Origin of the sequence: Rhizobium sp. 268 (assembly GCF_036571585.1) — a bacterium.
Lineage (GTDB): Bacteria > Pseudomonadota > Alphaproteobacteria > Rhizobiales > Rhizobiaceae > Rhizobium > Rhizobium redzepovicii.
Map to the genome: position 1 here is coordinate 153,344 of NZ_JAPPSO010000001.1, position 25,751 is coordinate 179,094.

Genomic DNA, 25,751 nt, shown 5'->3' on the forward strand with positions numbered 1-25,751 from the left:
GGTAACCGATGCCCAATTCTCCCGAATCCTCTGGTGAAAGCGTCAACAACTCAAGCTCGGATCGCGAGAAGACACTGAATTCGGCAGCGCAAGCGGACGCCTTGGATTCGCCTGGAACTCAAGGCGAAGACCCGCAGCCGCCCCACGGATCCTTCGACCAAACCAGACGGGCCGCCAGAACGCTATTGGGTGCGATACGCCAGGATTTGCAGGCAAGTTCTGCTTTGGCAAGGATCAAGGCAGCCGCCTTGTTATTGAAGACGAAGCTAACAAGGTCGAGCCGGTCTGCAGTCACCTCAGCTCCCCACAAATGGCTGACGACTGCTTCGGTCAAAGCCTGGCGCGGTATTCGCGGTCGGCGTTCAAAGCCGCGTGAAAGTCGTCGGAGCGCATCGTTCATTGCAAGCTGGCGGAAACTCGCTCTCGGGTCGATCCTTCTTGTCTGCCTCCTCGTCGGGAGTGTGCTGGTCTGGGCCCTGAAAGACGTGCCCTGGAGCGAAATCCGGGATGGAACGTTAAAGCCGATCGTGGTGCTGGAAACTGCCGACGGCGCGCCGTTGGTCAGACAGGGACCTTATCAAGGGCCATATGCTCGATACGACCAATTTCCACCGCATCTGATCGATGCCGTCCTGTCCATCGAGGATCGCCGGTTCATGGATCATTTCGGCATCGATCCCAGGGGCATCGCAAGGGCGTTTTGGCGAAATTTGGAGGCCGGCTCGGTGGTGGAGGGTGGCAGCACCATCACCCAGCAACTCATCAAGCTGCAATATCTCGACAGCGACCGAACGATCAAACGAAAGATTCAGGAGGTCGTGATCGCCTTCTGGCTGGAGTGGAAGCTCGGCAAAGCGGAAATCCTGACGCGTTATCTCAACGGCGTCTATCTCGGCGCGGGGGCGACGGGCATGCCTGCCGCCGCGCGCATCTATTTCAACAAGGATATCGGCGCCCTCAACCTGCCGGAGTCGGCGATGCTGGCGGGACTACTGCGGGCGCCGAGCCAATGGAATCCAATCGACAATTTCGAAGGCGCCCGGCAGCGCACCATGGTCGTCCTCGACGCGATGGCGGCCAATGGCAAGATCACCGCGCCGGAGGCGGCCGAGGCCAAGACGAGCTTTGCGAGCCTCCATCCAACGACACCAACGCCGCGTTCCGGAAGCTGGTTTGCCGACTGGATTTCGCCGCAAGCGAGCGAAATCGCCGGCGCCTCGCCGGGTTCGACCACGGTGCGCACCACGCTGGTGCCGACATTGCAGCAGATCGCCGAAAGGGTGGTGAAACGAGCCCTCGACGGTGAGGGAAAGACGGTCGGCGCATCGCAGGCGGCGTTGGTTGCGATGACGCCCGACGGCGCGGTCGTTGCGATGGTTGGCGGCCGTGACTACAAGGCGAGCCAGTTCAACCGCGCCGTCACCGCGATGCGCCAGCCGGGTTCCACCTTCAAGCTGTTCGTCTATTACGCAGCATTGAAGGCTGGTCTCACTCTGTCCGACCAGGTTCTGGACGCGCCGATAGACATAAACGGCTGGTCGCCGGAGAATTCCGGTGGCGACTATCGCGGTTGGGTCACGCTTGCCGAGGCGTTCGCGCGATCGCTGAATGCTGCATCGGTGACGCTTGCGCAGGAGGTGGGGCTGGACAATGTGATTGCCGCCGCGCGCGAACTCGGCATCGATGCGCCACTGGCCAACACGCCGTCATTGGCGCTTGGCACATCCGAAGTCAATCTGCTTAATCTCACAAGCGCCTATGCGTCGGTCCAGCTCGGCAGGGCCCCCGTCAAACCCTGGGGCATTATCGACTTTCAAGCGGCGGGGCAGTCCAAGACGTTTCGCGTTGGCTCACAATCAAAGCCGAATGTCGATCTTGCGCCCTACCAGTCCGATCTGCTCGGCCTGCTGCAGCTGGTGGTCGAGCGTGGTACGGGACGCGGAGCAGATCCGGGTACCTTTGCCGCCGGTAAGACCGGCACGAGCCAGAACAATCGCGATGCCTGGTTCGTCGGCTTCACGGAAGCCCTCGTCGTCGGCGTCTGGGTTGGCAACGATGACGACGCGCCGATGAAGGGAGTGACCGGCGGCGCCCTGCCAGCGCATATCTGGCGGGACTTCATGCGCGAGGCGACGAGCGAACCAACGTTGGACGGTGTGCGATCGACAGAAGCAGCCGTCGATGGCCAAGGCGCGCCGCAGTCCTGCAACATCACTGCCTGCTCGCGCAGCTACCGCTCCTTCCGGCCGTCCGATTGTACCTATCAGCCATATTCCGGCAGCCGACGGCTTTGCGAAAAGTGATGTGGGTGGGCAGAGATCGAACCGGTCGCCCAGCCTGACGCCGCTGTTTTCGATCGGGCGCAACGCCTCGAAGGGCGAGGTCGGCCATCGGCATCTCTCCCGGCAATGGATATGGGGACGGGTGCTGCTCGCGCAATTACCGCGTCGAACCGCGCGGAATAATGGTAAATCCCAGGTCGGCCTTGTCTTCATCCGGCGGCTGGTCGCGGACGGCGCGCAGCAGCATGTCGGCGACGCGGTAGCCGATATCGTAGCGCGGTATATGCACCGTCGTCAGCGACGGCTCGATGAAGGCCGAGAATTCCAGATCGTTGAAGCCGCAGATGCCGAGCTCTTCAGGCACGCGGATGCCGCGCGCCTTGCATTCGATGAGGACGCCGAGCGCCAGTTCGTCGCTCTGGGCAAAAACGGCATCGACATCGGGTACGCGCTGCAACAGGCGGGAGAACAGCTCCCTGCCGAGGCCGGTGCGGCTTGCCGACTCCCCGCCGATGATGAGATCGGGGTCGAAACGCCCGGCGTCCCGCATCACGGCCTCATAGCCTTCGATACGGCGGCGCGAGCGGACATCGGCGCCCCGGCCGAAGAAGGCGATCCTCTTATAGCCCCTCGACAGAAGGAAGCGGGTGGGTTCGGCGCCTGCCGTATAATGATCGAGGCCGACGACCAGCTTCTGCGGTTCCTGGCTGAGATCGGTGATATGGGCGATGGGACAGGCAGCGCGCTCGATCAGCGGCAGAAGATCGCGATAGGATTCGGCGCCGGCGATGATGACGCCGGCCGGCTTCTGCGTCAGGAAGGATTTCAGCAGACCGGCCTCCCCCTCGCCATGGTTCAAAGTATTGGCATATTGCACGGTGAATTCGGTGTCGCGGAAGCGATCCTCGATGCCGACCATCAGGCCGGTGAAGCCGTATTGGTGCAAGGCGGGCGTGATGACGCCGACGATGCCGTTGTGGCGGCCGGCAAGCGCCCGGGCGGCAAGATTGGGGATATAACCCATCTCCTCGACCGTGCGCAGGATCACCTCGCGCAGATCTTCCGAGACGATCTGAGGATTGCGAAGCGCACGCGAGATGGTGATCGGGCTGACGCCCACCTTCTTCGCCACATCGCTCAACGTCACATGCGCGCCGCGCTTGCCGTTGCGCCCCCGCTCAACTGCCTTGTTCATCGCCCCTCTTATGCCACCGCGAGACTCAGCAGCCCCGATTCGCAGTCTTCACTTCTGAAGAATAAATAATTTAGAGTCTACTAACATTTTATATTCGCAACAGATTCCGGGAATAGAATCTCGGGAAACGGCGGCGCGATCGTCTGTCCGCAAGTTACGGGCGGATGTGGAGGTCGGATCACCGCGCCCTGGAATAAGTCCGTTTATTTGCGAAGGAAATCGCTGCGAAGAGTGCGCTGCGAGACAACGTCCCGGCCGGAATTTCCGGCGCGCGGCATCCCGGCCAAACACCTTCGGCACAAAGATTAAATTCCGGTCATTTCTTACAAATCGGCAATATAAAGATGATCAATATTTAATTTGTAAATCCACCAACCGCGATCATATGAATCCCGAGCGCGAATTCTTGCATTCGCCCGGTCGCGACCTAAACGACTGCGCTGCGATGAGATGAATTGGCGCCAACGCCATCCGACGCCAGGTCCCAAGACATGAACCACGACGCCATGGAACCCCGACGCCACAATCCAACACTCTCGCAAGGGACCATCACCATGTCTCACATCCTCCGCAAACATCGCGCCGCAGCCCTGGTCGGGGCTGCCATCATCGCCGGCGCGGCATGCCTGCCCCTCACCCTCAACGCGGCGAATGCCGTCGCCTCGCCTGCGGATGCCGGCGGCGTCCTCGCCGCCGGCGGCTCCTTCGCCTCCATCGTCGACACCGACAAGCCTGCCGTCGTCACCATCACCACGACTGTGAAGGCGACCGATGTCAGCGCCGATCAACAGTCGCCGATGGATGAGCAGTTCCGCCAGTTCTTCGAGGATCAGGGCATCCCACTGCCGCGGCAGGCGCCGAAAAACCGGCCCTCGCAGCAGGCAATGGCGCTCGGCTCCGGCTTCATCATCAGCCCGGACGGCGTTGTGGTCACCAACAACCATGTCATCGACAACGCCGTCGACATCAAGGTGACGCTTGATGACGGCACCGAACTGCCGGCCAAGCTGATCGGCACCGACCCGAAATCCGATGTCGCCGTCTTGAAGATAGAGGCGGGCAAGCCGCTGCAGACCATTGCCTGGGGCGATTCCGACCGGCTGAAGCTCGGCGACCAGATTCTCGCGATCGGCAACCCCTTCGGCATCGGCACCACGGTGACGGCTGGCATCGTCTCGGCGCGCGGCCGCGACCTGCACAGCGGCCCCTATGACGATTTCATCCAGATCGACGCGCCGATCAACCATGGCAATTCCGGCGGCCCACTCGTCGACCGCAGCGGCAATGTCGTCGGCATCAACACTGCCATCTATTCGCCGAACGGCGGCAGTGTCGGCGTCGGCTTCGCCATTCCATCCGACGAGGCCAAGGCGATCGTCGCCAAGCTGCAGAAGGACGGCACGATCGATCACGGTTATCTCGGCGTGCAGATCCAGCCCGTGACGAAAGACGTCGCGGATGCCGTCGGCCTCGACAAAACAGGCGGCGCACTGGTTGCCGCCGTCACCGCCGATACGCCGGCGGCCCATGCCGGTGTGAAGCCGGGCGATATCATCACCTCGGTTGGCAGCGAGAGCGTCAAGACGCCGAAGGACCTGTCGCGGCTGGTGGCCGATCTTTCGCCAGGCGCCAAAAAATCTCTCGGCATCTGGCGCGACGGCAAGACGATCGATCTTAACGTCACCGTCGGCGGCAATGAGGATGGCCAGAAACAGGCCGCCGCCGAAAGCTCGGACAACAAGGGTGAGAGCAGCGGCCAGCCGAGCCTCGGCATCGGCCTTGCCGACCTGACGCCGGACGTGCGCCAGCAGCTCAACCTGCCGCGCGCCGTCAGCGGTGCGGTGGTCGCCAGCGTCGATCCCGACAAGTCGGCCGCGGCCGCCGGCATTCAGTCGGGCGATGTCATCGTCTCGGTCAACGACAGGCCGGTCCACAACAGTCGCGACGTCAAGACTGCGATTGCCGAGGCCGGCAAGGCCGGCCGCAAATCGGTGCTACTGCTCGTCGAACGCGATGGCGGCAAGACTTTCGTCGCCGTGCCGTTCGGTGCGGCCTGACGGCTCGAAGTCAAAGGAAAGCCCGTGAGAACGGGCTTTCGACCAACCGCCCCCCTCGCGTTCGGCTCTCGCCAATCTATTGCGTCGAATTGCTGCTGCGTCGGGAGATCACCCTCTTGGGTGCGTATGCCGCCGCAGTGAGCGGCGGTGACTGACGATCATCGTTCAGGCAACCTGGTTCTTGGGAAGCGATAGCCGACCGGTCGCCGCGATGGGTTGGCACCCGTGGGTGCCGTATACCGGCAAATCCGATAGGCTTTGGGCGGAGCGCCGCCGTCATCCTGCCATCTTACAAAGGACGCGTCTTCGATTGCTTGGGTGAGCGGCCCTGAACTCAATTGGGTTGCAAGATACATTCTCAGAGCCGATCTCAGCGCCGCCTCATCGACGATTCCAATCTGGAAACAATGAATGAGGAAACTAGTCGCGCTGATCTCGCTGATATCAATCGCATAGGTTTCGCCGCCGCGGAAACCGGCCTTTCGAAGAATGCGCTCCAGCATTCGCAAATTGGTGACATCGAAAAACCGTTCAGATGTGGAAGACATGAAGTCCTCCTTTATTGGGGCTAGGGTTCACGCGCCCCAAGCGGCGGTGCCCTTATCGTGCCCGCCGATCGCTCAGCTTGCGCTCTTTGCCACATGGCCGCAACCTCATTCGCCGGCAGCCATTGATAATGTCGTCGCAAAACCCATTTTAGAGAGAGGAGGATACGCATCATGCAGTTCAACGGTGAAGCGACCCTCACAAGGCCGTCGGCATTGGCGGTTTCCGAACGACGTGCCCTTATAGATCATCTGAGTGAGGCCATCGGCCGCCTGGCTTACGGGCTGGCGGCTGATGGATTGCTCAATCTTGTGCCGTCTCTGCTTGAGATAAACAGCGTTCTCCGCGATATGACGGATGAAATTTCCCGTGCGGACCCTGTTTATTCCGACCAGATTATTGCCAGCACTGTGCGCTTGATCAAGACATCGGAGGCCTTGCTGGAGAACAGGGTCATCGTGCAGACTATCCATTAAGATCGGTTGGCCACTAAGATGGGCCATTAAGATCGGTTGGCGGTCGCTACATGCCGACAGGCTTCAAGCTCGTGCTTCTCTGAGTGCATCCAGCTCATCGTCGGCTCCCGGGCCCGCACAACGGCCCGCGCCCATCTCTAAGGATCGACCGCCATGGCACTTATCTTTCCAAACCGAAGCCGGAGCTTCGACGAAGTGCGAAAAGGCGTGCGCTTCACCGGCTATGACGGCATGTTCGAGGTCCGGTTCCTGGTCGAGGAAGGCGCACTCGGTGGTGCTATCACACAGAGTTCGTCCGAGGCCGCATACCTCAATGCCTTCGACGCCGCGCGTTCTTCCATTCAGGAGGCAGCATCGAGAGCCTATCAGCATCGACGCGGAAACAACTTCACGCTCAAGGCCGAAGATTTTCGTTAGAATATTTCCGTTCTCTCAGAACCACGGAAATGCTCACCTTTTTTGTTCTGCACAATTCCGGACGCAGAACCGCGGCGACTGAAACGACGGTGGACCTGCGGCTGCCGGATGAGAGAGGGGCAAAGCATGGTTTCGACACGATACCGAACGAAAGACCTGAGGCTTGCACGTTGCCACATCGTGAAGGCGGCGCAACGCATTGCCCAGCAGGAAATGGTGATCGGGAGACTACGGCTTAAGGGCAGCCCCTCGGGATTGGCCTACGAGCTGTTGGGCAGGCTCTACGATGATCAACGGCGAAAGCTCGATCGCCTGAAGCTGATCGAAGCGATGGTCGAGGTAAAAGCACAGTCCTGTATGAGCGCGCCCCGTCCTCGCGGCACGCTCGCGCCGCCCTTGGCGATTGTGCGCAGCGGCGCGAGCTCCCTGCCTGACCGGCAATCGCGCACGCCTTGTAGCGCAGACGTTTGGCACCCATATCTGGTGTAGTGGCAGTTTGTGAACGGGCACCGCTTCGGGGTAGTTAGAGTTCACCGGCCCCAAAGGAGTGCATCATGTCAGCCATGATAAAAATCCATTCGTGGAAAAGTCTGGCTCAGCATGCCGGGAGGCTCCGCTACATCGACTTTCTGGTGAAATTGACGCCGGCGATCAGCGTGGCTTTTATCATCTATGTCGTCTTCAAGGATGTGCTCTGGTAAGCGCTGCAACACCGTGGCGGGCCAAGACGCGCCTCGCTGCGCTTGTCGGACGAGGTCACTAACCCTGATGACGGAACTGGACAACGCAAATGCAGTTGCGAGAAATGGATGAACAAGATTGCCTCGCCTTTCTGGCCGGCCACACCCGTGGCCACCTAGCATGCCAGGGCGACCAATATCCCTATATCGTTCCCATCCACTATGCGTATGAAAAAGACCGGATTTTTATATTTTCGATGCCGGGCCTGAAAGTTGATCTATTGCGGGCCAATGCACCAGCCTGTGTTCAGGTCGAAGAATTCGGCGAAAACCGAACGTGGAAGAGTGTGCTTGTTCAGGGCACCTCTGATGAGCTGACCGATACGCCGGCCCGCCGTGACGAGCGCATCCACGCCTGGTCTCTTCTGCAAAAGCAACCGTTTTGGTGGGAACCCGGAGCGCTTGCGTTAAACTCGGAAAGCGAAGACAGTCCTGCTCCCTCCATATTCTTCGGCATTTCGATTGATATGGTATCTGGGAGGCAAGTGGTTTAAGGTGCAGCCTTCAGACCTGCCGTGCCCCCTCGATTTCGCAGGGCGGCGTTGCTGCACGATATATGGAACTCCACACAGACACGGCTAAGCGCTGTCCGATACCAGCCTTCCCATAGGGGCGCGGATTGCTTGATGCTTTTTACCAACGCGTGCTGAGCCAGCATCGCGTTTAGTGGCACGCGACCATCACGAAGGAAAACCATGAACCACGCACCCGAAAACGAGACGCTTTTCAACATCACCGGACATTTCGTACAGGAACTGAAGGACGTTCTTCAAAGCGAGAGCATCATCGAAGGCTCCGACTACGAAAACAGCGCTTTCGACGAAAAACGACGGGCGGAAGGGCGTCACCTGCTCACCTTCTACAAAATCGGCACCGCAGCTCAGGCAACCCAGATCTGGGAAAAACACACGACAGCTCGGTCGCATCGATAACCGGAACGAAGCCAGTCCGGCCGACGTTGACGGAATGCTGGCTCTCAAATCCTGATGAGACCATGCAGCTGGCGTGTCCTGCCATGACGCGCCACTCAGCTCGACAATTCCATGAAAGGAAATAGCATGACCGATGACAAAACCAAAAACGCGGCGACGACCGACGGACCCTACGACGTGATCTACTTCGCAAAGAAACATCGTATTTCCAATGAGGATGCCAAAGATATCATCGAAAAATATGGCGCCAATCGCAAAGAGGCCGATAAGGCCGGCCGCCGCACCAGCGCCTGAAAAAGGGAACAAGGATAGGGGGTTGCCAGGTGGGCAACTCTCACGGCTCCCGGCACTGGCTTGCGATGACACGATTCAGTGGACGAATTAACCCTACTGGCTTACCTTAATATCAGCATACGCTTGAATACATCAGGCCCTATGCCATCGTATCTTCAGGGTAACATCTGTGGTTCCTGAAGCAGCTCGCCGGAACCGTGGCCCGCCTCTCCTGAAGAGGCCGGCTTCCATATAGGCCGGAGCTCGATCATATGGAGGGTAAGCCATGAACAACGTCTTGGAATTTCGTCCCAAATGCCCGCATGTCGAAACTCTCGCCGACTGCCGGGAAGCGCTTGAACCTCTCGTCATGAAGATCCTCGGCGAGGCCGTCAGCAGGAGCTATCCGCCGGCGGAAGCCGCGATGGTGATCGCCGATATCGCCGACGATTATATCCTCATGCTGTCGCGCCAACTTCGGTATTGATTGGATTTGTGCGCTGCTGGGCGGAAGAGCACTTCCGCCATGAGAGATGTGGCAGTGGACCGCGCAGCGACTGCAGGGGCAGCAGTTGGTACAGGAGACAAGACCTGCTACGCGGTCCGTCGGCCACAACGTCAATATTTGTCGGAAGTTCCGCCCATATCGGCGCCGCAAATGAGCCTTTGCTCTCGCAAGTCGGCCGGAGGAACAAGCGGAAATTGCTTCGCTTCGCTTCAATCGCTAGACTGGTATGTGTCGGCGCTGACGAAAAACGAACGCGTATCATCAGCCCAGCAAAAAACCCCGGCAGAGCGGGGCTTTCAGCGGGTTTCGCGGGATAATCACCATAAACGGCCCTGCATGAGCAACAGAATCGGCCGTAGAGACCGGAAAACGGGATCATTTCCCCTCCCCTTTCCGCGGTTCGCTCAATCTTTGAATCATCACCGTAACGCAGCGTGAAACAAGTCAGATCCTCTGCCTGAACCGCGACCGTTGCTAACGCCACCGCGGCTGTCTCGGCGGCGCATTGGCCTGGATTTCATGCAGCGGCGCCCGAACCCCGAGAAGTTTCTTCAGCTTCTTTTCCTCGGCCGGACCGATCCCGAACTTGCGGCAATGTTCTGCAACATCATGCTCCCGCGGACCGGGGATGCGAACTTGGCGATTGTTCATGTTTTTCATGACCGTTTCCTCCTGAGAGGGAAACCTGCACGATGCGAATTGGTTCGTTAGCAAAGTCTAAATTTTGGTATTACTTACTCCCTGTTCAGCAAAAAGGTATCGATCGCCAAGCAGCGCAGTAACTTAGGCGGTCTCAACTGATCTTCAACCAATGCCTCAAGGCCGCCACCGCACCGTCGCTCGCATAGGCAATCATCCCGCCGACCGTCAGCCCGGCAAAGGCAATCAGCCCCGAAATGCCGTAACCGATCGATTTCATCCGTTTCCATTCTTCCAGCGCCGGCGCCACCGTCTCCTGGTTCTTCTCGACGGTCTCCTTGAGGCTCTTGATCTCCTCGCGGATCTGGGCGTCGACACCGCCGCTGAGCGCTGCCCTGGTATCGAGATGTGCGATCTGCCTTGCCTGTTCGTCGAGCCGGGTGTGGATCACGGCGCGGCTGTCATGAGCATTGGCCTTTTCGTCGCTGACCTCGTTGCGCAGCAGCGCGACGTTTTCCTCGATGCCGGTCAGCCTTCCCTCGACGCGCCCGAGAGCGCGGAGAATATCGTCATTGGAGGTCATGGATAGAACTTCGCCTTGTGCGATTGAGGCAGACGGCTGACGAAACGCAGGGCGCCATAGAGAGCCGGGTGAACGAAATCGGCGGCCGTATAGGCGTGACCGAGCAGGGCGGCGTTATCCTGCACGTTGGTCGCCAGCACTTCGGCGACGCGGTAGTTCGCCGTGCCGTCTCCCAAATCCGTTCGGTCTACCAGCGTCCGGCTGGTCCAGAGCCCAGGCTGATATTCGAACATGATGCGCGCGCCGAGCTTTGTCGTGTTTGGCAGGCGCATCGTGTCCCATGTCGTCACGCCATCTTGGTTGCCGGGATGGCCGATGACGTTGCCGAGCGGCGTCAATTCGGCCGCCGATCCCTTCGTCGGATCACTGTCCGACATGAAGGCCGGCACGATATCAATCGTCTTGGCGAACCGCGTTGACGCGATGAGTGACGCGTTCATGCTGGCAAGCGTCCCCGTGACCGGGTTCCACAGCGCCGACGTCGCGCTGTAGCCGGCGACCGTGCGGCCGCTATCCGACGATCCCGCCATGGTCGGCAGAATGGTCATGCCCACCATATGCGCGCCGGGATACCGGGCGATGATCCGATCATCGAGCCCGAACTTGCGCGACTGCCAGAGCGAAAGCGTCGTGTTGTTGTCGTTGCGGCCGCCCTGGTCGAGGCAGAAAGTCCAAATGTCTTTGCCGCCGTTGAACGTCGTCTTGATGGCGTCGATCATTGCCCATCGCTTGGTAGCGTTGGTGGCAAGCTCGAATTCGTTATGCTCGCCAGGCACGCCCATGACGAGCGGGACAGTGCTCCCCCATACCTGGTCGCGCTGGTCGAGCCATCGCCGTATCATGCCCATGTTGCCGCGCTCGTCGGCCGACGCGGCGATCTCCTGCCGCTCGATCAGGCTGTCACCGACGACGAGTGGAACCGGCCGGCCGTCCCATCCTTTCGCCAGGACAAGCGCGGGCCCGTAAGCCTGGATCTGCGAATTCGTCGCGTTGCCGATCGTGTTGTAAAGGCTGTCAGGATCGAGCGCCGCCGTCGACGCCCCGTCAGCGGCCGCCAGCGCCTGTACAGACGCCAAGTCGGCGGCACCCCAATACTTTTCGCCGCGATGGCGCTGGATGCGATAGGAGCCGCAGCGCTGCGCACCCTCTGCGCCGTGATAGACCGTCCGGATGCCAAAGATCGACCATGCCGGCAGAGCAACTGGCAGTATGACCTGCCCGTAAACAATGCCGGTTGCGGCGGTGACCGTCGCCGGCACCAGACCGCCAAACAAGATCGGGTATTCCGTGCCGTTCGGCATCACGAAGAACGCCTCGTCGATCACGGTATCGGCGTTCGGAGACTGCGTTTCTTGTGGCGCATTGCCGCCTTCGGTCAGCGCGAAGCCGACGAACGGGATAAGGAAGTCGTTCGTCGGATAGTCGGGCGAGCCGAAGAACAGCTTGGTGCATTGGTAATTCAGCCCGGCCGGGAACGTCCATGGCGTGGCGGTCGCGCCGGTCGGCCAGCGCGTGCGCGTCGCCGCCGGCATGTAGCGATCAGGATCCGGCACCCAAGGCGGTGGCGCCAGGACAGCTCCACCCCTCGGATACGTCAGGGCAAGCGAGATGCCGTTCATCATGGGCGGGCTCCATATCTGGTGGTGAGGTCGGCGTAGAAGCGAACGGTGCGCCCCTGGCGGGCATTGGCGCGGTCGAGCGCCTGCCGCTCGCGGGCGAGGATGGCGATGACGGGCTCGCCCTCCACGACAGGCGCATGCGCTTCTTGCCTCAGGAGATCATCAGGCAAGGGCGGCAGCGCCATGCCGGCCGCGGCCTGCCCCTTCGTCACCGCCGCCCTGTTCAGCCGCTCAGTGGCGGAGCAGCCACTGACGATCAGCAGCAGTGACAGCGCAAGCGCGGTTCTTTTCCGAAAGCTGAAGCTCATAGGATTGGATCTCGGTTTCGAGTGTGTCTCTGGCCGCCTGCTCCGACGCTTCGGCGGCGGCCAACCGCTTGCGGTGCTCTTCGATGGCTTGGGACGCCGCATTGCGCTGGCGCTCCATCTCGGCGGCTCTTGCGTCGGCTGCGCTCTTCTCGGCCAGCAGGATATAGCCGGCCCGCGCCTCGCGGGCCGCCGAGGGATAGCCGATCGAAACGGCATAGAGGTGATAAAGCACCAAGCCGGCGGCGATGCCGGCGCCCATCTTGAGCGTGTCGAGGAGGGAGAACATCAGATGCCCTCGAGGCAGAAGGCGCGCTCTTTCTGCCGGCGCCGGGTGAGGCCGGGAAAGGTGATGCCGGCGGCGCGGTTCCACTTCAACAGCGCCTCGCAGCCCTCGGCCGTCCTGCCCTGGTTGATGAGCCTGATCGCGCTCGAGCCGCAGGCAGCCGTAACGCCGACATTATAGGCGAACGAGGTCAACGCCACGAAACGCGCATCCGGCAGCGGCACGCGCACGCAGCGTTCGACGCCGCCCGCATAGGACTTGAGTTCCAGCGCCAGCAGCGCCTTGCACTGCTCCACCGTCTTGTGATCGCCGGGTTTGACGCCATTGGTGCTGCCATAGCAGATCGTCCATGGCTGCCCCTTCGTGGCCGGATCGGGATAGGCATTCTGCCGCAATCCCTCGAACGAGCCGACAAGCGCCACAGCCATGGCCGCTGCGGCACTACCCTTCTGCAGGCGGTTTGCCATTCAATTCTCCTGAGATTTTCTGCTGAACGAAGATGCGGGCGACGATCGCCGCCACGGCGAAAAGGCCGGTGATCGCCGACATGGCGAGCTGGATGTAGAGGTTGCGCGACACCCAGGTTGCGGCGAAGAAATTGATGACGGGCTCAAGCACGATGAAGATGAGCGCCAGCGCCATGAGGCGGACGGACCGGGCGTGCTTGATCACCGCGCGCCAGTTATGGACGAGCATGGGGTGGGCTCCGGTGGTGTTGGGGCTTAGACGTTCGGCGCAGCGCTGAGTGCGGCAACTGCCAGCGTGGCTGGCCCTCGCGGAAGTTCGTCTTCTACTAAAAACACGTCGCAGCGCTTGCCGCCGACCGCGCTCAAAATGTCTAGATTTTCCTCTCCATGGGAGAGCCTTTCGGGAAACTCGTCTTCTGAAATAGAAAGCTTCATGCGCTTCTTCCGCAAGGGAAGTGAAACCCATCCGTCCACATCCAGACGGTGCCGGCCGCACCAGCTACTTGCCGGATCTGCTTGCTGGTGTTCGTCCAGACCTCCGCAGAACTTATAGCGTAATTGCCTGCAACTTGAACGGCACCGACGTTGCCACCATCACCCACGATGCCCGCGATGAGTACGCCTTGCGCTGGATCCGAAAGCAATGCCGAATTGGTGGCAGCCGGAGAGCTGAATTGGAACCGCAGCTTGGCCTTGACCTTCACCCCATTCGGCACTGTCAGCGCCAGGAGTGCCGAAGTCGTAGAGATAGCGACGTTGATGGCGTCCTTGACAGGCGTAACGAAAGTATATTCGTCACGCGGGTACATCACGAATTGCCGGACGAGCGAGTTGGCATCGGTCAGCACCACGCCGATGCATTTGACAATGCTATAGCCGGTGAGCAGCGTTGTGGCGATGCCGCCGATCGTCGCCGAGGTCGAGAGAACAATGTCGAAAGACAGGTCTGCATCCTTGCGCAGGGCATAGGCAAAGTAGGTCGCGTTCGCCGCAACGGCGCCAGTGTCAAGGCCGCCGGCACCGGTGCCAGCCGCAAATGTTCCCGTCACTCGCTTCGTCAATGACGTTGCGCTGGAAACGAAGCTCGATCCCGTCCTGGCAGATCCTGCAGCAAAATCGATATGCGTATTCGGGCTGGCGCCGTTGTTGGAAAGGGTGAGCCCGACAATGAAATCGCCGACCGCCGAACTGTCGGCTTTGCTCTGGATCCTGGCGAAGAGCTTGTTGGTGAAGAAAGCGGCGCCGGAACAGATGATTTCGACGCTGTAACCGTCCTTGAGAATAAGCGTGGCTGCGCCGTCGATCGTCTCCGAACCGTTCGGGTCGATCGTCACATCCCCGCCATCGGCGATGACGCAATAGTGCCAGTTTGCACCGAGCGTTGCCGCCGCGGTCAAAGTGAGCGTGGCTGCCGCGGTAAAGCGATGGACGGCGTTATCGTCGGATGCGAGCGCGGTGTAATCGCCTGACTTCACCGCATAGACCAGATCCTGATCGAATGCGACCTCAACGCCGTTCTGGGCAAAGCCGAGCAGGCCGCCGCCTTTCAGATAGAGGCCGGTCTGCGGGGTCGAGGCGAAGCCGACGCCCGGCGCGGACACGGTTCCGCCTGCGGCCTTGAGCGGTGCGATCATCGGCGCCGAACCGTCGCGCGGCAGCGAATTGGTGATTTCGTTGCCGAGATCGGTGGTCAGCGCGTTCCACGGCGCCGGGTCGATGACCTGGCCGACGGAAGGTGTCGTGCCGGCGGGTTTGGAATAGACGCCGGTTGATGGATTTCTGGGCATTGGTCTTCTCCAAAGAAAAAGGCCCCGCGAATTGCGAGGCCTCTGGTGTGTGTAGTGATGCCGGGTGACGGGCAGCCGCATTTTGCATGGGTTGATCAACCTGGAGATCGACAGCCTCGGCTTGCCACTTCAACGTCGCGGATATGGAAACGCAACGTTCCCCATAAGCCGGACACTTGAATTTGTCCGCTGTTGAGATCAGGCAACGGGGGAAAAGACGGCTCGAAAGAGACGCCCTGTTCTCCGCTTTGTTTTCTGAACTACGTCAGACTGTCTTCGCTTGAACAAGAGGTCGGCTCCATAGAGATCGGTTCGGGTTCCTATCAAGCCACTGTTGCGCCCCTCAAAACGAGCAGCCAGATCAAAGCCCATTTCATCAGCTATTCTCGTTATTGATATTTCTGAAATGGTCCGGTGGGGATAACGTATCTCTATGTTGTCGAATCCGTCAGGAACCGGGCCAGCGCCGTTATCAAAAAGGCGGGACGACTGGATGGTGAAACGCTTTCTGTTCGAGAAGGCATTCCGCGCCAAATAAGCGTAACGAGTTGTCCTGCTCAGAGCCTCCCGCCAAAGCTGTTCCGGATCCGCAAGGTATTGAAGCGTCCCGCTACTGTAGAATACGTCAAACTCAGCCGGCAGTTGTTCGGAGTACGATATCCCTGGCCTTAAAACCTGCGCAGCATCCGCCATGGATTTTGTTTCCACGACTGTGAATGACCAGGCTGGGAGCTGCTTTCGCAAAACGGCGCACATCTCACCAGCGGATCCGCCGAAATCGACGAACCGGCCCGACGGAACATCCATGGTCGGCAGGAGGTCCGCGGGAGGTTGGACATAGGCCTCTTCCTGACCAACCAACTGCCGCGACCGTTCTATCCGGAAGGCTGTGAGATGCTTATCCCCATATGGGGGAGCCGCGGCGGCTGCTCTTCTCCACGATCTGTACGACCTCTCACGCGTCCGCCATTCCTTTACGGCTTCAATTGCGGAACTAGGGAGAACTCTTTTGACGAGACGTTTGAGCATAAAAGGCCTGCGTTTCAAATATTGGCGAGTGACAGTCGAGGTTGAACTGACCGTCTACAGCACTAACGGGCGGCCCGCTACCAATAGTTTTAGAACGATGAGACTTCAATTTAAAGTACTACTTGGTTTTCTATTTCCGTGTCGCACATGGGCCTGTTTATTCCCGCGCGATCATCGGCGCCGAGCCGTCGCGCGGCAGCGAATTGGTGATTTCGTTGCCGAGATCGGTGGTCAGCGCGTTCCACGGCGCCGGGTCGATGACCTGGCCGACGGAAGGTGTCGTGCCGGCGGGTTTGGAATAGACGCCGGTTGATGGATTTCTGGGCATTGGTCTTCTCCAAAGGAAAAGGCCCCGCGAATTGCGAGGCCTTGCGTTATACAGTCGTTAGCCCGCCCCGCCGGCGCCACGGTGTCAGCACCCGGCGCCGAGAGAGCTTTCACGCGTTGCTGCCCTCGAAAGCCTGAACGGGCTACCACAGGCCACTTTGCTGCCGTCCAAGGAGTGCGTGTACGAGCGCGTCCGCCGCCGGTTGTTTCCGACCTCGTTTCATCGTCTCCTGCGGGTTGCGAGAGCCCTGTCTGGGCGCCGGAATCGCTGGAGTGCCGGTCTGAGTGAAGGGATCGGCGGCGCCGTCAATCTGGTACTGCGGCAGAAAGCTCTTTGCTCTCGCGAACCGGTCTGCGGCCTCCTGGTTCCCCGGCTTATCGTAATCGGCAAATTGCCAGGCTCTGTCCATGAGGCGTTGCGCCTCCTCGAGCGATTGAGCCGCGTTCAGCCTGGCGATCAGGCGAGGGTCCTCCTGCAGGAAGAACTCGGCCTGTGTCTGCGGGCTGATCGCACCCGGCTCTTCGCCCTTGGCGGCGGCGAAGTCGTAAAGCGCCTGCAGTCGGGTGTTGCGCCACGACATGATGGCGCCTGATCTGCCGGGCTTTCCGCTCTTGCTTGGGTCGGACCAGGAACTATTGGCTCTCTTGGCCGAGAACTGGCTTTCGGACTGGCCTGTCGAGGCGATAGCCGCAAGACCATAAGGGTTGGTCACCTTGATGATCGATCCATCCCGCTGCTTATAGCCGTTCTTGATCGTGCCCATGAAGCCGTCGAAGACATCGGCGTCGACGGGTTGCTGGCTGGGAGTGCCCCTTGTCGCCTGCCGATCGTGGCGGCCGGGTTTCGGTGTGGGAACGGGCACTTTGCCCGTTGGAACGAAGGGATCGTCACCAGGCAGTTGGGGCGCCGTCGCGGGCTGCTGGCGGCGCTCGTCCGTCGTCATCTGCGGATCGGGATATTTCGGCCTCGGCGCGGGGACAGGCCCCTTGGCCGGCTGGGAAGGCACGGCATGCGCAACGCCCTTGGACTGCGCTGTGATTGCCGCTTCAATCATGCTGTCCGGGTAAAGAGCGCCCGATGTACCCTGCTCCTGCGTGATCAGGGCGCGAAGAAACTTCTTTGCCATGGCCGGGTCGTTCAGGCTCAGATCGTCGTCAGGGCCAATGCCCATCATTTGCGCGATGTTGGCAGCCGCCGTAAAAGAGTCGGGCGTCCATCCCCTTTTTCCAGCGATGATTTGGTTCGGCGTCAGCATGCCTTCTCGATACTTCTTCATGATCTGCCAGACATTGTGCTCCATGCCCGCTTCCGGCGTGGCATAGACGACTTGCGGATCGCCCTGGTCGGTGTTCTCGGAAGGACCAATGATCCCTGGCCTATGCTGCCCGGCATACTTGAGATTGGTGGGATTGTTGTTGCGCATGCCGGGCGGCAGCTCGGCGCGACGAACGGGGTCGGACAGAATGGTTTTAAGCTCACCGCCATCATTGGCGGATCCGGCAGCACCGCCGCCGGCAGCCGGCGCCGCGGGCTGTTGGCGGCGTTCGTCCGTCGTCACCTGCGGGTCGCGATATCCGGGTCTCGGCGAGCGAATGGGTCCGTTGTCAGGCAACGGAGCGAAGGCATCGTCGCCTGGTTCATCGGCCGCCATCGGCTGCTCGCGGCGATAGTCGGTCGTAACCATCGGGTCGCGATAAGGCCGCTGCGTCGGAATGGGAGGATTGGCAGGCGGTGCGAAGGGATCGTCGCCAGGCTGGTCGGCCGCCCGGCGATAGTCCGTCGTGACCATCGGGTCGCGATAGGGGTTCGGCGTCGGAATAGGCCCGTTGTTGGGCAGCGGCGCGAAGAGACCGGCGCCGGGCTGGGCGGCCGGGGCCATGGGCTGTTCGCCGCGATCGTCCGTCGTCATCAGCGGGTCGAGACTGGGTCTTTCCGGCGGTACGGGCCCGTTGTCGGGCAGCGGCGCGAAGGGATAGTCGCCCGCATCGCCGGCCGGCGCCGCGCTGCCCTCGCCGCTTGCCTGCTGCTCCTGCTGGCGGATCGCCAGCCCGCCCAGGAGGGCCTGGACAAGACGCGCGGCCCCTTGCCAAGGGGATTGTACGGGGCCTGAATCCATGCCCTGCTGCAGCATGGCATCAGCCAGCTGCTTGCGCCGGTTGCTGATGTCGCCCTGTGTCTTGCCGGTATCGCCGCCGAAAATGAATGACGCTAGTGACATTGGTCCACTGCCCTTTCGTAGAAGACGCGGTCGAAACCGTCTGTCTGGATGGATTTTTCACACATTATTGAACGCGAGGCCGATCCGGATCGGACCGTCGTCCCCGTATCGGTAGGGACCGATCGGCACGCCGTTATCCCGCTGATGTCCTAATTCAGCCGTCAGTCCGGCGCGTCGGCCCGCCACCGAAGAACAGCGACAGGAACCCGGGAGAGGCCGGCGCTGGTTTGGAAGGCTGGCCTTTCGAAACGCCGGCACCTTGACTCGCGTCTGCCTGCTGCTCCTGCTGGCGGATCGCCAAGCCGCCGAGTCCTGCCTGCGCCATCCGCGCCACCCCTTGCCAGGCGGATTGCACCGGGCTCGCATCCATGCCCTGCTCCAGCAAGGCGTAGGCCAGGTGCTTGCGTCTGTCGTCGATGTCGCCCTGGGTCTTGCCGGTGTTGCCGCCGAAGATGGTTGGGATCATGCCACTGCCCTTTCGTAGAAGACGCGGTCGAAGCCGTCGGCGTGTTCCAAGACGGCGTCCGGATGGACTTTTCGCACATCGTCGGACATCAGGCCGAGTTGCATCGGGCCGCCGTCCTTATATCGGTAGGCGTAGACCGGCAGGCCGTTGTCCAGCGTGCCGACGCGTTTGATGTCCTCCTTCAGCCGGCGGTCGGACTTCGCCCAGCCGCCGAGCAGTGTTCCGCCGAGCCCGAAAAGGCCGCCCATCGCCGCGTTGGACTGGGCGACCTGGCGGTCGTAGATGCCCATTTTCTGGTTGAAATTATCGTTGATCAGGCCGGCCTGGTCGACGTTCGGCAGCTGCGTCGTCGGTGTGTTGACGTAGCTCGGCTGGTGGACCTGCGATCCCGACATCAGCGCCGAAATCTCGTTCAGCGGCTGGTTGCGCTCGGTCAGGATCGAATTCTGAGCATTCGAATACATGTCGCCGAGATACTGGTCGGAGGCGGTCTGCTTGCGGGTGGAAAAATCGCGCATGGCGTTGTCGTAAGCCGCCGAGCCCATCGCGATGCCCTTGTCGGCCAGGCTCTGGTCGAGGCTCGCCTGGTCGCGGTCCCACTGGTTGTTGAAGCCGGACTGCCAGTGATTATTGACATATTTGTCGACATTGCCGGCGCTCAGATCGACATTGGTGCCGAGAATGCCGGAGATCTTGCCGGTCTGGTCGTTGGCAAGCCTGGCGAGGCCGAGTTGCGTCTGCTGCGTCTGGTCGTAGATCGCCTGGTTCTGAGGCGAATAGGTCTGATAGGCGGAATAGACCGGCAGCTCATAGGTATTGCCGTTCTGATCCTTCATGATGCTCTTGCTGGTCTGCTTGTATTCCAGCGAACCATCCGGCGTGTACTGGTTGGTGTGGCTCAAGCCGGCATTGGCGATGGCGGTGTCGACGTTGGTGGCCGTCTGTGCGGCCGCGGTCTGCGTCGGATCTGGGGCCTTAGGCGCCTTCGGCGTGGAGACCATAGGGGAAATCCTCCTTCATGATTGCGTAAAGCAGGCCGTCGCAGTCGCCGAAATAGGCCTGTTGGCGGCCTTCCAGCCGTGCGCCGAGCCTTGCGAGCATCGTCTGGGCGTCAAGATTGTCGGCCCGTGTCCTGGCGGTTGCGCGCCGGCAGGCGAGCTGATGCACGACATAGTGAAAGACCGATCGCATCAGCGTCCGCGTCAGCCGGTCGGCGGCAAGCGAGACCTCGACGTCATGCGCGGTCCAGACGTTGAAGACGAAGCCGGCGATGATCCGGCCGCGGTCGACATGGGCGAGCGTGGTGTAAGGCGGGTGGAAGCTGACGCCGATCCGGCCGCCGACCCAGGCAGCGATTTCCTCGCGCGGTTCGGAGACGATCAAATCGGGGTGCCTCTCTCATAAAGCACCGAGCCGCCGACGACGGCAGCTTCCGAGACCGAGCCTGAGGAGCCGGAGATCAGCGCGCGGATCGTCGGCGCCAAGGCCGAGCCGGCGCCACCGGCGGAAGCGAATTTGCGCACCAGCGAAACGCCGGGGAATTTCGAGACGCCCCAGACCGCCGCTCCCCATTTCGCCGCCGCGTTGTTTTCGACGGATGACAGCAGCGCTGTGGGAATCTTGGTCTGGTAATCCACCGAGATCCCGCCATACATCAGCGAGGAAACGCCGATCTGCGCCGTCACCCCGATCAGCTTCGAGAGCTTGGTCGAAAGCCCGTCGCCATATCGGCTCCAGGCGCCGACCATCAGCGCGTCGATCGCCACGCCATTGTCGTTGGCGCCGACCTCGGCCTCGTAGACCGTGCCGTCGCCGGCGCCGAAGAACAGCCGGTCCTGCCACGTCGCCCAGCAGGAGGCCGGCATGCCGACGAAGCGGCACCAGGCGCCGGTTTCGGTGTTCATCACATATTGATAGGGGCCGAAGGAGGACGGCAGGTTGACGATTGCCATCTGCCGCGCGGGGAAGCTCGAAAGCTGCCATTCCTGCGAGGTCGTGCCGGTCGCCGCCACCGTCTCGCGCCATGTCGGGCCGATCCTCGCGGTAATCGCTCCGAGGCTGGTGGCGCCGCGGTCGAGCTGCACCGCCTTGGTGATCGGCACGATGCCGTCGGTCGTCATGATCGCCAGATCGGCGCCGACCGAGAGCAGGCATCGGTCGCTGCCGAGCGGCCGGCCGAGCTTGAAAGTGCCGATCAGCCCCCAGTTCGAAACGCTCGAAGGATCGGAGCCCTGGAAGACGATCACCTCGCCTTCCGAGGAGATCAGCACCAGGCATTGCTGCAGTCCTGTCGAAACCGGGATCGTCCAGACGTTGATCGCTACCAGCGTGCCGCCATATTTCATGTTGCCGCCGACCGGCAGAACCGTGGCCGCACCGCTGACGGCGTCGGTGGCGAGGTACCAGACATTGGTCGAATTCTTCTCGATGAACCAAAGGCGCGAACGATAGGCGGTGACCGCGATCAACAGCGACGAGTCCGATATGCCTGATATCATCGTCGAGGCGACGTAAGGGGTGGCGGCCGCGCCCTTTTCCAGCTGCGCATTGGTGACCGTTCCCGTCACGGTGACGACAAGCGTGCCGGCCGCCGGCGTGAAGGAAAGCGAGACGCGGTTGTTGACGCCGGTGCCGTTCAACGTGCCTGAGAAAGCGCCGGAGAGCGTGACCGAGCCGGTGCCGAAGAAGCTTAGCGTATAGGGCGTGTTGCGGACGGCAACGTTCTGAGTGGCGAGCGCTGCCGTGCCCACCAGAAAATTATTGGTCCAGGAGGTGCCGTTGAAGATCAGCGGCGTGTCGAGGCCATTGACGAGACGCAGGAATTCCTGGCCGGCCGGGTTGGTATATTGCTGCACCGACCAGTGAGCGCTCGCCATGCCCGAGACGACGGGCGCACCGGCAGCACCCCCAACTGTGACGTCGAAGATCTTGTCGCCGGCGGCGGCAAACAGCCTGTTGCTGACGCCCGAATAGGGGATGACCGTCTGCACGTCGCCGCCAAGGCCGGTTGAAAAGGCGAGAAAGCCATAGCGGGCGCGGACGCGGTTGGCCTCGGGAAAGAAATTGTCGAGCTGAAACGCCGCATCCGCGGGCATATCCGCCATCTCGACATCGGTTCGCCAGCCGCCGATCGGCGCGATCCAGTCCTTGCTCGGCGAAACGCGGCCGGTGCGCCCGTTTGGAGGGACAGGTCTGCGGGTCATGGATTTGCCACCGTGATCGTGCCGGGCCAATAATTCTCGGGCGCCCCGTTCCTCGCCGGCAACGAGAGATCGACGGGGCTGGCGGCGCGGTCGGCGCCGATCGCCGCTTCCTTGGATCGCTCGAAACCGGCAAGCTCCTCGCCGTAATCGAGGCCCTTGGCCCGCTTCCAGCGCCAGATCAGCGAGAGTTCGAGGAGGTCTTCGGGAAGACGGGCGGTATCGGTGTCGTTGGCCCAGGTGCCAGCCGTTGCCGCACCGCCATTCACCGCCACCCAGAAGCCGGAGATATAGGCATATTCGATCATCTCGCCGGCAACGTTCGGGTAGATGTCGAGCTTGCCGCCGGCGATGCGCCAGATCTGCGGCACCGGGTTGGCGTTGAGGATCGTCTGGCGCTGCCAGGTCTGTGGCTCGACGGGGCCGTTGAGCTGCCAGAGGCGGGCGGCATTCCAGATCTTGGCATTGGCGGCGAAACGGTTCCAGTCGGCGGGCGGCTCGGCCGGCTCCGGATTTGCACCGGTCGCTGCGAATTGCCGCCGCACCATCAGCGCCGACCAGTCATGCTCGCGCATCAGGTCGCGGCCGGCGCGGGTGGAAAGGATGCGCAGCTGCATGATCTGCGGATCCGCCGAGGACATGACGGCCGTCGGCGGATCGAGGTCGATTTCCGCGCAGACGTTCTGAATGATGGTCAAGAGCGACATGCGCGGATCTCCGGTTCAGAGCAGTTGGCGTGGCGGGTGAGGTGAATTTGCGTGAGGGTTGAGACCCGTGGCTCAACCCCGGTCGGTGCCCGAAGGGTCGGATGAGCGGGCGTCTTGTGTCAGCGCTTCTTCAGGCTGCTTGCCGACCTCGGGACTTGCCGCCGTTTTCGTTTTCGAACGCCTCGAAGCGGGCGGCCATCTCCCGCATCTGCTCCTGCAGGCGGGTGACTTCATCCTTCAGCCGCTCGTTTTCGGCGGCAAAGGCCGAGGCGGCGCTGGAGCTTTCGGCGGTGGCGAGATAGGCCCGGGCGGCAGCGGTCAGCTCGTTGGCGCCCATGCCGATCTTCTGCTTGGCGGTGTCGGAAAGGGCGGCGAGCTGCTCGACGGTATAGATGTTGACCGCCTCCAGCTCCTTGATCTGGCTGGGCTTCAGATAGGGCCATTGCGAAAGCGGCGTGCCGGTCAGCTGCTCGCGGGCCGCTGCCCCTTCCTTGAACCGCTTATAGGCGTCGGCAAAACGCTGTTTGTCGTTGTCGGTCACCTCGCGGTAGACCTCGGTGTGTTTGTCGCCTGATATGAAGATGCGGACGAATTCCTTATCGGCAAAAATCGGCCGGCCTTCCTTCTCGGTCAGAAAGGTCTGTTCGACCGGCTCGAGGCTGAAGGAGGCGTAGATTCCGGTGTTGTCGGGCATGTGCTGGTCTCGCTGTTGATGGCGGGGAGATGCGGGCGCCGCAGCGCCGCTGTGATGTCGTGTCCGGTGTGCGCCTCACCCTAACCCTCTCCCCGTCAAAACGGGGAGAGGGTGGCGGCAGCCGGATGAGGGGCACGCCACGCGGATAGAGGTCGGTGAAGCGGGCGCCGAAACGCCCACCGATTGTTTAGTTCACCTTCGACAGAAACGGCCGCATCAGCGTCGCCTCAAGCACACCCGTCGCCGTGATGGTGATGCCCGTGCCGTTGGCCGTGGCATTGGCCGAGAGCGTGATGCTCTGGACGACGCCGTTCGGGCTGTAGGTGATGCCCGAAATCGTCGTGCCGCCTGCGATGCCGGTGCCGGAAACCGCGGCGCCGATGAACGGGCCGGAACCGGCGCTGAGCCCGGCAATGCCCGTCAGCAGGTTGGAGCCGTTGACCGTCGTTGCCGTAAACGTCTGGTTGGCGGCGGCAAAGTTGACGTTGGCAATCGCCTTGGTGGTGGCGGTGGCCGAGGCCGGGGCGCTCACCTGGCCTGCGGTGGTGGTGGTTTCGGCAACGACGAGGGCCGCCGTTGCGGTCGCCACCTGCGACGGCGCCTGGCCGTTGCGCTGCAGCCAGATATAATAGGTGCCGGCGGCAAGGGTGATGGCACCGGCCGGGCCGCCGGTCAGCGTCGGCGGCTGGGCAGCACCCGAAAAGACGCCGCAGCGCTGGCCGACGACGGCCGCCGCCGTGGTCAGCAGCGAAGCGACGTAATCCCGGGTCCACTGGAACCACTGGCCGGGCTGAAGGCTCGTCTGCGACGCCAGCACCAGCTGGCAATAGACCCATTCGGATTCACGATCGCCGCCGGCAATCGCGCCGAGGGCGAAGTTCGGCCCGGGAATACCGGAGCCGGAAACGATCGGGCCTTCGACGACGAACGGGTTCGCGCCAAGACGATCGGACTGGATTGTTGCGACCGACATTTGCTGTGTTCCTTTCGTTCGATCAGGCGAACAACACGCCCTGCAGGAAGGCGTTGTTCATGGTGAGGTTGCCGGCAAAGCCCATGAGCTGGACGAAGGCATCCTGGTTGGTGTTCATGCGCTCGTCGCCGATCGGCGCCATGTCACGGTCGCGGTGGGGGCGGTAGAACAGGTATTTGGTGTTCAGGAAGAACATCTGGTTGAGCGGCGCACCGCCGCCGAAGCCGCCGTCGAAAATCACGTCGGCGCCCATGTACTGGAGCGACTGGAAGCCGGCCATGCCCTTGTCCGCCGAGGTGATACGCTGGATTGCCTGCAGCGATTCCCAGTAGAGTCGGAAGAAGTTGTTGTCGGCGACGACGAGGTCGGGCGCGTCGGAGCCGCGCACGCAGGACATATAGAGCCGGTTCATGTAGCTCTGGATGTTGGCGTTGGTGGCCGCCGCCCCCCCATCGGCCGAGGCCGAGAATTTCTGGTTGCGCCAGAAACCCCAGGTGGCGCGCGAAATGCCGCCGACGGTGCCGGAGGTCGGCGAGGTCGAAATCAGCAGCTGCAGGCCGCCGATCTGCCGCCCGCCATCGGCCGTGCCGTCGGAATAGCAATCGAGCGCGATGTTGTTTTTCAAAGTTGTTTCGGCATTCTCGATGCGCTGCTCGAGCAGATCGAGGATCGCATCCTCGCCGGAGTTCTGCAGCTGTTCGAGGCCGGACATGGAGACGGCGACCGCCGCCTGCTTGAGGTCGTATTCGGCGGCGGTGATGACGTCGGAGGGCTGGACATTGAGGATGTCATAACCGGAATAGCGCTTGAAGGTACTATTCTCTTGATACTGCAGCTCCTGGACGATGGTGCGGCCGCCGGAGATCGGCTTCTTGCGGCCGCGGCTGTTGAGACGGGTGAGAAGACCGTTGTTCTTCGTCACGTCGTCGGCGACCGTGCCGCTGCGGTTGCGCAGCGTCGTGGTGACGATTTCAGAGAGGTTGGGGGAGATGGGCATCGATCATTCCTTTGATCAGAATTGGCC

General features: G+C 61.6%; 32 protein-coding genes. 10 read left to right on the plus strand and 22 right to left on the minus strand.

Annotated features, from left to right (window positions below; all coding sequences use genetic code 11):
- Positions 1-8 precede the first annotated feature (8 nt).
- Positions 9-2,303, plus strand: coding sequence for a PBP1A family penicillin-binding protein (locus OS035_RS00850; protein WP_442967631.1), 2,295 nt, complete (start codon positions 9-11; stop codon positions 2,301-2,303).
- A gap of 136 nt (positions 2,304-2,439) precedes the next feature.
- Here the strand turns inward: OS035_RS00850 and OS035_RS00855 are convergent, their stop codons facing one another.
- The gene (locus tag OS035_RS00855) at positions 2,440-3,477 is read right to left on the minus strand and encodes a LacI family DNA-binding transcriptional regulator (protein WP_331813237.1); all 1,038 of its coding nucleotides are present in this window, start codon (positions 3,475-3,477) and stop codon (positions 2,440-2,442) included.
- A 554-nt stretch (positions 3,478-4,031) separates the two neighbouring features.
- Between OS035_RS00855 and OS035_RS00860 the strand changes: the two genes are divergently transcribed.
- Positions 4,032-5,534 (plus strand): DegQ family serine endoprotease, encoded by a 1,503-nt coding sequence (locus OS035_RS00860; RefSeq protein WP_183852017.1) that lies wholly within the window; start codon positions 4,032-4,034, stop codon positions 5,532-5,534.
- Positions 5,535-5,692: 158 nt separating this feature from the next.
- Here the strand turns inward: OS035_RS00860 and OS035_RS00865 are convergent, their stop codons facing one another.
- Positions 5,693-6,082 carry a hypothetical protein gene (locus tag OS035_RS00865; RefSeq protein ID WP_331813238.1) on the minus strand — a complete coding sequence of 130 codons (390 nt, stop codon included), beginning with the start codon at positions 6,080-6,082 and terminating at the stop codon, positions 5,693-5,695.
- A gap of 171 nt (positions 6,083-6,253) precedes the next feature.
- Here OS035_RS00865 and OS035_RS00870 point away from each other — a divergent pair, with 171 nt between their 5' ends.
- The 8 genes from OS035_RS00870 (at position 6,254) to OS035_RS00905 (ending at position 9,405) form a co-directional block, all read left to right on the plus strand.
- Positions 6,254-6,556, plus strand: a complete 303-nt coding sequence (locus OS035_RS00870) for a hypothetical protein (RefSeq protein WP_183777446.1) — start codon at positions 6,254-6,256, stop codon at positions 6,554-6,556.
- A gap of 153 nt (positions 6,557-6,709) precedes the next feature.
- Positions 6,710-6,973: a DUF1488 domain-containing protein gene (locus tag OS035_RS00875; protein WP_097627477.1), complete on the plus strand. Its 264-nt coding sequence runs from the start codon at positions 6,710-6,712 to the stop codon at positions 6,971-6,973.
- A 126-nt stretch (positions 6,974-7,099) separates the two neighbouring features.
- Positions 7,100-7,462, plus strand: a complete 363-nt coding sequence (locus tag OS035_RS00880; protein WP_183852019.1) for a hypothetical protein — start codon at positions 7,100-7,102, stop codon at positions 7,460-7,462.
- 65 nt (positions 7,463-7,527) lie between these two features.
- The gene (locus tag OS035_RS00885) at positions 7,528-7,674 is read left to right on the plus strand and encodes a hypothetical protein (RefSeq protein ID WP_165503970.1); all 147 of its coding nucleotides are present in this window, start codon (positions 7,528-7,530) and stop codon (positions 7,672-7,674) included.
- Positions 7,675-7,763: 89 nt separating this feature from the next.
- Positions 7,764-8,207 (plus strand): pyridoxamine 5'-phosphate oxidase family protein, encoded by a 444-nt coding sequence (locus OS035_RS00890; protein WP_183852021.1) that lies wholly within the window; start codon positions 7,764-7,766, stop codon positions 8,205-8,207.
- A gap of 201 nt (positions 8,208-8,408) precedes the next feature.
- Entirely contained in the window at positions 8,409-8,645 is a 237-nt protein-coding gene (locus OS035_RS00895; protein WP_183852023.1) for a hypothetical protein, read from the plus strand.
- A 126-nt stretch (positions 8,646-8,771) separates the two neighbouring features.
- Positions 8,772-8,939, plus strand: a complete 168-nt coding sequence (locus OS035_RS00900) for a DUF3606 domain-containing protein (RefSeq protein WP_097627471.1) — start codon at positions 8,772-8,774, stop codon at positions 8,937-8,939.
- Positions 8,940-9,204: 265 nt separating this feature from the next.
- Complete coding sequence (locus tag OS035_RS00905; protein WP_331813239.1) at positions 9,205-9,405, plus strand: hypothetical protein; 201 nt, start codon at positions 9,205-9,207, stop codon at positions 9,403-9,405.
- A gap of 495 nt (positions 9,406-9,900) precedes the next feature.
- Here OS035_RS00905 and OS035_RS00910 read toward each other — a convergent pair whose 3' ends face one another.
- The 20 genes from OS035_RS00910 to OS035_RS01005 form a co-directional block, all read right to left on the minus strand.
- Positions 9,901-10,086 carry a hypothetical protein gene (locus tag OS035_RS00910; RefSeq protein ID WP_183777441.1) on the minus strand — a complete coding sequence of 62 codons (186 nt, stop codon included), beginning with the start codon at positions 10,084-10,086 and terminating at the stop codon, positions 9,901-9,903.
- Between the two features lie 133 nt (positions 10,087-10,219).
- A complete protein-coding gene (locus OS035_RS00915) occupies positions 10,220-10,648 on the minus strand; it encodes a DUF1515 domain-containing protein (RefSeq protein WP_183777440.1) in 429 nt (142 codons plus the stop codon).
- Positions 10,645-12,270: a hypothetical protein gene (locus OS035_RS00920; protein WP_331813240.1), complete on the minus strand. Its 1,626-nt coding sequence runs from the start codon at positions 12,268-12,270 to the stop codon at positions 10,645-10,647. The genes OS035_RS00915 and OS035_RS00920 overlap by 4 nt, the downstream gene beginning before the upstream one ends.
- Entirely contained in the window at positions 12,267-12,479 is a 213-nt protein-coding gene (locus tag OS035_RS00925; RefSeq protein WP_097627461.1) for a hypothetical protein, read from the minus strand. Before OS035_RS00925 ends, OS035_RS00920 begins: the two co-directional genes overlap by 4 nt.
- A gap of 19 nt (positions 12,480-12,498) precedes the next feature.
- Complete coding sequence (locus OS035_RS00930) at positions 12,499-12,861, minus strand: hypothetical protein (RefSeq protein ID WP_097627459.1); 363 nt, start codon at positions 12,859-12,861, stop codon at positions 12,499-12,501.
- Positions 12,861-13,325, minus strand: a complete 465-nt coding sequence (locus OS035_RS00935) for a lysozyme (RefSeq protein ID WP_183777436.1) — start codon at positions 13,323-13,325, stop codon at positions 12,861-12,863. The genes OS035_RS00930 and OS035_RS00935 overlap by 1 nt, the downstream gene beginning before the upstream one ends.
- Positions 13,300-13,554 (minus strand): DUF7940 domain-containing protein, encoded by a 255-nt coding sequence (locus tag OS035_RS00940; protein WP_331813241.1) that lies wholly within the window; start codon positions 13,552-13,554, stop codon positions 13,300-13,302. The genes OS035_RS00935 and OS035_RS00940 overlap by 26 nt, the downstream gene beginning before the upstream one ends.
- Positions 13,555-13,580: 26 nt before the next feature.
- A complete protein-coding gene (locus OS035_RS00945; protein ID WP_331813242.1) occupies positions 13,581-13,760 on the minus strand; it encodes a hypothetical protein in 180 nt (59 codons plus the stop codon).
- Positions 13,757-15,112 (minus strand): hypothetical protein, encoded by a 1,356-nt coding sequence (locus OS035_RS00950; protein ID WP_331813243.1) that lies wholly within the window; start codon positions 15,110-15,112, stop codon positions 13,757-13,759. The genes OS035_RS00945 and OS035_RS00950 overlap by 4 nt, the downstream gene beginning before the upstream one ends.
- 198 nt (positions 15,113-15,310) lie before the next feature.
- Positions 15,311-15,805, minus strand: a complete 495-nt coding sequence (locus tag OS035_RS00955) for a hypothetical protein (protein ID WP_331813244.1) — start codon at positions 15,803-15,805, stop codon at positions 15,311-15,313.
- Between the two features lie 493 nt (positions 15,806-16,298).
- Positions 16,299-16,469, minus strand: coding sequence for a hypothetical protein (locus tag OS035_RS00960; protein ID WP_331813374.1), 171 nt, complete (start codon positions 16,467-16,469; stop codon positions 16,299-16,301).
- A gap of 142 nt (positions 16,470-16,611) precedes the next feature.
- Complete coding sequence (locus OS035_RS00965) at positions 16,612-18,687, minus strand: hypothetical protein (RefSeq protein WP_331813245.1); 2,076 nt, start codon at positions 18,685-18,687, stop codon at positions 16,612-16,614.
- 154 nt (positions 18,688-18,841) lie between these two features.
- A complete protein-coding gene (locus OS035_RS00970) occupies positions 18,842-19,153 on the minus strand; it encodes a hypothetical protein (RefSeq protein ID WP_331813246.1) in 312 nt (103 codons plus the stop codon).
- On the minus strand, positions 19,150-20,154 hold the full coding sequence (locus OS035_RS00975; protein WP_331813247.1) for a tail fiber domain-containing protein: 1,005 nt from the start codon (positions 20,152-20,154) through the stop codon (positions 19,150-19,152). Before OS035_RS00975 ends, OS035_RS00970 begins: the two co-directional genes overlap by 4 nt.
- Complete coding sequence (locus tag OS035_RS00980) at positions 20,129-20,536, minus strand: GNAT family N-acetyltransferase (RefSeq protein WP_183777429.1); 408 nt, start codon at positions 20,534-20,536, stop codon at positions 20,129-20,131. The genes OS035_RS00975 and OS035_RS00980 overlap by 26 nt, the downstream gene beginning before the upstream one ends.
- The gene (locus OS035_RS00985) at positions 20,533-22,356 is read right to left on the minus strand and encodes a hypothetical protein (protein WP_331813248.1); all 1,824 of its coding nucleotides are present in this window, start codon (positions 22,354-22,356) and stop codon (positions 20,533-20,535) included. The genes OS035_RS00980 and OS035_RS00985 overlap by 4 nt, the downstream gene beginning before the upstream one ends.
- The gene (locus OS035_RS00990; protein WP_097627443.1) at positions 22,353-23,060 is read right to left on the minus strand and encodes a phage adaptor protein; all 708 of its coding nucleotides are present in this window, start codon (positions 23,058-23,060) and stop codon (positions 22,353-22,355) included. The genes OS035_RS00985 and OS035_RS00990 overlap by 4 nt, the downstream gene beginning before the upstream one ends.
- A gap of 130 nt (positions 23,061-23,190) precedes the next feature.
- Positions 23,191-23,754 carry a hypothetical protein gene (locus OS035_RS00995; protein ID WP_097627441.1) on the minus strand — a complete coding sequence of 188 codons (564 nt, stop codon included), beginning with the start codon at positions 23,752-23,754 and terminating at the stop codon, positions 23,191-23,193.
- A gap of 187 nt (positions 23,755-23,941) precedes the next feature.
- A complete protein-coding gene (locus OS035_RS01000) occupies positions 23,942-24,727 on the minus strand; it encodes a hypothetical protein (protein ID WP_331813249.1) in 786 nt (261 codons plus the stop codon).
- Between the two features lie 22 nt (positions 24,728-24,749).
- Positions 24,750-25,724, minus strand: coding sequence for a phage major capsid protein (locus OS035_RS01005; protein WP_003587937.1), 975 nt, complete (start codon positions 25,722-25,724; stop codon positions 24,750-24,752).
- Positions 25,725-25,751: the final 27 nt, after the last annotated feature.